5 protein-coding genes are annotated in these 6,000 nt (G+C 40.6%); 3 read left to right on the forward strand and 2 right to left on the reverse strand.

Annotation, left to right across the window (positions count from 1 at the left end):
- Positions 1 to 27: 27 nt before the first annotated feature.
- Complete coding sequence (locus HYG93_RS16190; protein WP_106986165.1) at positions 28 to 1,308, forward strand: lytic murein transglycosylase; 1,281 nt, start codon at positions 28 to 30, stop codon at positions 1,306 to 1,308.
- Between the two features lie 61 nt (positions 1,309 to 1,369).
- On the opposite strand, the gene HYG93_RS16195 is transcribed toward HYG93_RS16190, so the two are convergent.
- On the reverse strand, positions 1,370 to 2,497 hold the full coding sequence (locus HYG93_RS16195) for an anhydro-N-acetylmuramic acid kinase (protein WP_106986164.1): 1,128 nt from the start codon (positions 2,495 to 2,497) through the stop codon (positions 1,370 to 1,372).
- Between the two features lie 63 nt (positions 2,498 to 2,560).
- Between HYG93_RS16195 and tyrS the strand changes: the two genes are divergently transcribed.
- Positions 2,561 to 3,793, forward strand: coding sequence for a tyrosine--tRNA ligase (gene tyrS, locus HYG93_RS16200; protein ID WP_162368848.1), 1,233 nt, complete (start codon positions 2,561 to 2,563; stop codon positions 3,791 to 3,793).
- Between the two features lie 439 nt (positions 3,794 to 4,232).
- Here tyrS and HYG93_RS16205 read toward each other — a convergent pair whose 3' ends face one another.
- Positions 4,233 to 4,868 carry a YitT family protein gene (locus tag HYG93_RS16205; RefSeq protein ID WP_106986162.1) on the reverse strand — a complete coding sequence of 212 codons (636 nt, stop codon included), beginning with the start codon at positions 4,866 to 4,868 and terminating at the stop codon, positions 4,233 to 4,235.
- Positions 4,869 to 5,081: 213 nt separating this feature from the next.
- Between HYG93_RS16205 and HYG93_RS16210 the strand changes: the two genes are divergently transcribed.
- The gene (locus HYG93_RS16210) at positions 5,082 to 5,381 is read left to right on the forward strand and encodes a hypothetical protein (RefSeq protein WP_120364853.1); all 300 of its coding nucleotides are present in this window, start codon (positions 5,082 to 5,084) and stop codon (positions 5,379 to 5,381) included.
- The last annotated feature ends 619 nt before the right edge of the window (positions 5,382 to 6,000 follow it).

Raw genomic sequence — 6,000 nt, forward strand, 5'->3', positions numbered from 1 at the left:
ATACAAATCCAGAAAAATAAGGCGGATATGCGTTCTTTCATTTTATTGTGTACCAGCACATTGTTTGCATTGACGACAGCGCATGCTGAATTAATTATTAATGGGCAAAAAGTCGTTACAGCTTCAACTGAATTTCAATCTCCAGCCCAAACTCAAAATTTTCAAGCATGTTTGAGCCAATTACGTGGGCAAGCCCTTGCGAGTGGCGTATCTGGTAATACTTATGACCGCTATACTCAAAATTTAAGTCCAGATTATTCAGTTTTAGAAAAACTCAATTACCAGCCAGAGTTTTCAACGCCAATTTGGGATTATTTATCTGGATTGGTTGACGATGAGCGTGTACAGGTTGGACTGCAAAAGCTTCAGCAACATAAAGATGTATTAAACCGAGTGGCGAGCGCTTACGGTGTTCCTGCTGAAACTGTGGTTGCTGTGTGGGGCGTAGAAAGCAATTTTGGACAAATAGCGGGTTCTTATCCTTTATTACAGGCTTTAGGCACTTTAAGTTGTGAGGGGCGTCGTCAGGGATTTTTCCGTGGCGAGTTCTTTACTACACTGCGTTTATTACAACGTGGTGATGTTCGTGAAGACCAATTAAAGGGTTCATGGGCGGGTGCTTTTGGTCATACGCAATTTATGCCATCCACTTATGATGAGCTTGCTGTTGATTTTGATGGCGATGGTCGACGTGATTTGGTCTCCAGTGTGCCTGATGCCTTAGCATCTACAGCGAATTTTTTGAGTAAGCGCGGTTGGCAAACAGGGCAACCTTGGGGCTTTGAAGTTAAAGTGCCAGCAGGAACTTATTTAGGGGGCGAAGGCCGACGCAATAAAAAATCATTGGCATCGTGGGTCAATCGTGGTGTATTACGCGCAGACGGTTCACCGCTCATTCAAGGCAACCTAACTGAAAGCTCACAAGCCGGTTTAATGATGCCAGCAGGTGAAAATGGCCCGCTGTTTTTAGTCTTTAAAAACTTCGATGCTATTTATAGTTATAACGCAGCTGAAAGTTATGCCTTAGCAATTGCACATTTGTCAGATCGTTTACAGGGTAAAGGTTCGTTTAGTACTGCATGGCCAACAGATGATGCAGGGACTTCACGAGCAGAGCGCCGTGAAATACAGCAATATTTGCTCAATAAAGGCTATGACATTGGCAATGTGGATGGCTTAATTGGTGATAAAACCCGTCAGGCGATTCGCCAAGAACAAATGAAGTTGGGTTTAAGTCCGACGGGTCGTGCTGGGCAAGTGGTTTTAAAAGCATTTCGAACTGAAAACGCAAAATTCATTTTAAAATGAGTTTTTCGCATTAACTTAAAAAGCCTGCATCAGCAGGCTTTTTTATGCCATATTTTGGCTTTTATACCGCGGTAATTGTACCCAGTACGCGATAGCCTTTTGCACCCGTCACAGCGGGAAGGTTGCCAGATTGTTGCTGAACAAAGCGCATCGCCAGCCATGCAAAGGCAGTTGCTTCTACCCATGTTGGACTTAAACCAAGATCGGCTGTGCTTTGTACTGTCCATTGGTGTTTGCGTAAACGCCAGCGTAATTGCTCAAGTAAATGTGAGTTATACGCGCCACCTCCACATACATAGACTTCACCTGTAGGCATGTCTGAGCGGTAAATCGCTTTTTTAATTGCACGGGTGGTGAGCTTCATTAAGGTTGCTTGAATATTTTCAGGTGTATCTTCTAATTCATCATATTCAAGATCGCTACGCCAATCAGCAACTTGTTCGTCTAACCACTCTAAGTTGAAGTCTTCACGGCCTGTGCTTTTTGGTGGTTCTTTGGCAAAGAAGTCGTGTGCTTGAAGTCGATCGAGTAGGCTACGAATAGGCGTACCATAGGCCGCCCAATTGCCATTTTCATCATAAGCTTGACCCGTATAACGATGGCACCAAGCGTCCATTAAAATATTTGCAGGACCAGTATCAAAGCCATACACGCCATCTGGATTACCTGCGGGTAGAAGGCTGACGTTCGCAATGCCGCCTAAATTTAAAATCACACGATGAATGCTATTGTGTTGGAAAACATCTTGGTGAAAGGCAGGGACTAATGGCGCGCCTTGGCCACCGGCAGCCATATCACGGCGACGAAAATCAGAAATAACAGGGAGTTGCGTAATTTCACTGATGATATTGGGGTCGCCAATTTGTAGGGTAAAACCATGTTCAGGGCGGTGACGAATGGTTTGTCCGTGTGAGCCAATGGCTTTAATTTGGGTTTTATCTAAATTATTTTCTGCAATTAAGCGATTAATGCCTTCACCAATCATGGTGGCCAAAGCGACATCTGCTTTCCCCATGCGATCAATTTCGTTGTCACTTGGTAAGGTGAGCGCCATCAGTTCATCACGTAAATCGGGATCAAACTCAAGGGTGAGTGTGGCATGTAGTTGCAAGGGATCAAAAGAAGCAGCGGCAATATCGACGCCATCCATGCTGGTGCCCGTCATTACTCCAATATAGATCGCGGTCATGATTATTCTTAAGCCTGCAAAGTGCTGAAAAAGTGTTAGTATATCGCACAAATTGAATAACTGATGTATTTGGGTTTTGAGATGTCAAATTTCCTGCCGGCTGAAGAACAACTTGCCCTCATCCAACGAGGCACTCACGAAATTATTTCTGAAGAAGACCTTCTGAAGAAGTTAAAGCAAAATCGTCCTTTAAAAATTAAAGCGGGTTTTGACCCTACAGCGCCTGATTTGCATTTAGGTCATACAGTTTTAATTAATAAATTAAAAGTATTCCAAGATTTAGGTCATGAAGTTTACTTTTTGATTGGCGACTATACTGCGATGATTGGTGACCCAACAGGTAAAAGCGCAACGCGCCCACCTTTGTCACGTGAAAAAGTTTTGGAAAATGCAAAAACTTATCAAGAACAAGTATTTAAAATTCTTGATCCAGCAAAAACCAAAGTGGTTTTCAACTCTGAATGGTTTGGTCAAAAAACTGCTGCTGATTTAATTCAATTGGCTTCACAGCAAACTGTGGCGCGTATGTTGGAGCGTGATGACTTTACTAAGCGCTATAACAATCATCAGCCGATCGCTATTCACGAATTTTTGTATCCATTGGTACAAGGTTATGACTCGGTTGCATTGCAAGCTGACGTTGAACTGGGTGGTACGGATCAGACCTTTAACTTGTTAATGGGCCGTACATTGCAAGGTCGTTATGACCAAGAAGCACAAGTCTGCATTACAGTGCCTATTCTTGAAGGTTTAGACGGCGTAAATAAAATGTCTAAATCATTAGGCAACTATATTGCGGTATTTGATGCACCGGGTGCGATGTACCAAAAAGTACTTTCAATGCCAGACGCTTTGATTGAACGTTACTTTGATCTGTTAAGTTTCAAATCTATTGAAGAAATTCAGCAACTTTTAAAAGAAGTGGCGGAAGGCCGTAACCCACAAGAAGTGAAAAAGATTCTTGCATTGGAATTGGTGGAACGTTTCCATGGTAGTGAAGCGGCTGCCAGTGCACATAAAGGTGCGGGTAACTTAATCACTGAAGGTGAATTACCAGAGGGTACGCCAGAAGTGACCGTATCACGTGCAGAATTTGGTGGCGAAATGTTTATTGCATCAATTTTGCGTGCGGCAGGTCTAGTAAAAAATGCAGCTCAAGCCAAAGATGCAGTTGCACGTGGTGCTGTAAAAGTCGATTGGAAAGAAGTAGACGCCTCTTTTTCTGTGAAAGAGAACGTGACTTTAATCGTGCAATCGAGCAAAAAGGCCATTGCTAAAGTGATATTTGTAGACTGATAGCGCGCTTAAGTTGATATAAGTGATTGAATTAAAAAGCAGGCTTCGGCTTGCTTTTTTTATTGAATATTTATATTAGTAAATTAGATAAGTAAATTCAAAAAAACCTTATAAAAACAACAATTAAATTTTTCCGAATAACTTGCATTTTATATACCTTATGTATAGTATTTATTCATCTAGAAATTTTTAGCATATCTAGAGGGTACAGATAATAATTACTCCACAATTTATTAGTCTCTTCCCCAAGGGACTTTTTTTAAATACTGCAGAATAACTATAATAACTACATGATGGATCGAATAAAGATTCAACTCCGAGGGAGGGATTTTGGGAGAGATCTCTTCCTTTTTATTTTCTTAAATTTCTGCAAACTCATAATTTTAGCGCTTAAAAATGAAAATCCCCAGACTTGCTGAGGACCGTAGTGCTATTTTTGTTATTCATTAAACTGAAGAAAGCCGAACTTGGGTAGCATTTGTTTAACTAGACTGCCGACGGCCAGTGCGCTAATGATTGTGCCTTCGCGAACTCCAATAATTTCACCCAGTACAGACCATGCGCTGATGACTGCAATCAACACCAATACAATATCACCATAGGTTTTACAGCGACCAAACTCAAAGCCAAAGCGTTGTGAGATGGCAGCATATAAGCCTTCACCTGCTAAAAACACCAAATTTGCTTTCACGACAAGGCATACTCCGATGGCTGTGATGAGGCAACTGAATAAGCAGGCGCTTATTTGTAGCGCATAAACATGCATAGACCAGCCTTGCGTCGCCCACATTAGTACATCAATGAACGTGCCAAAAATCATGCCTACAGGTAATTGCAACCATTGATGCCATTGAAACCGTTTACCGAGTAGTACCATTTGTATCAGAATCATCAGAATATGCATGAGCACGGTCAATGTGCCAATACTCATATTCAAGATGAAGCTGTAGCTATAAGGAACGGACGAAATAGGCGATGTGCCAAGATTGGAATGAATAGACATCGTGACACCAAATGCCATCAGCGCAAGGCCACTCAGTAGTAGGATCAAGCGGGGGATGAAATGCACAGGCATAAGTTTGGGTTCAAAAAATAAAAAGCAGTCTATGTAAAAAAATAAATCGGCTCTATGCGCCTTAAGGATAAAATATGGCGGTTTTTATCGAACCATTGTTATATATGATGATTGCACATGCGATCTGCACGCTAGAAGATCGTGCAATCAAAGCTTCTGAGGCAGAAGCTTTGGCTTTATAGATAAATAAATCAATAAAAAAGCGGGGGAGACATGGCGTATTACAATACAGACAATAATGATGAACAGATTGATGCAGTGATGCGTTGTTTATTTCAATATCAGCCAGAAGCAGTGAAACAGGCACAATATAAGCAAATACAAGAAATCTTCTTAAATATGGATGTTGGCGCGCATTATCAGCTGTTTGCTTTTATTCATGAGCGTTTACCCATGCGGGCAAAAATGATGTTTTGTGCTGAGGATTATCAAGGCAAGCATCAGACGGTATTGGAAGTGATGGCGCATGTATGTAAGCGACCGGTCGCTGAGCGATGTTTGATGACTACATAGAGTCAGTCAGAAGGCATAAAGAAGAAAGGGTGATTCACGCGTTTTGGCTACATGGGCGTTAAAATGCTTTTGTTTTTTTAATGTCTATTGCTATCAAGTTAGCTGAATAAGATGCAAATCAAGCCTAAAAAATATCTATACGTGAATAGATGCATTAAGGATGTGATGTATAGATTGAGTGGCAAATTAAATTTGTGGGAAGAATAAATATGAGCTTTAAAAATAGGACTTGAAAGCACAATGTCTTCAAAATATTTAAACAAAGCGTTTTTAGTCTAGTGAAAACTTTAAATGGATTGAATATTTGATGTTATGAAGCACGTGGGAAGATATAAAACTCGTTCTGATAGTTGAATGTGATGTCTTTTTGATCACTTATACATTTTATGGCTAAATTAGCTCGAATATGATTTTGCGTGAAATGGATAATTTGAAAAATAAAATCCTAATAAAAGGTTTTTTTAAATAAAAATGGTTAAAAAATAGATAAAAAAGCGCTTTTTTTATCATTTCTGTAGAAAAAAAGTACATACGTGAAATATATCGTTAATTAGTGCTTGCAATGATTTCGAAATGGTCTAGAATGCATCCCATACCGACGAGATAGACGGAAACGAAC

The sequence above is a fragment of the Acinetobacter sp. SwsAc6 genome (assembly GCF_013391565.1).
GTDB lineage: Bacteria > Pseudomonadota > Gammaproteobacteria > Pseudomonadales > Moraxellaceae > Acinetobacter > Acinetobacter cumulans.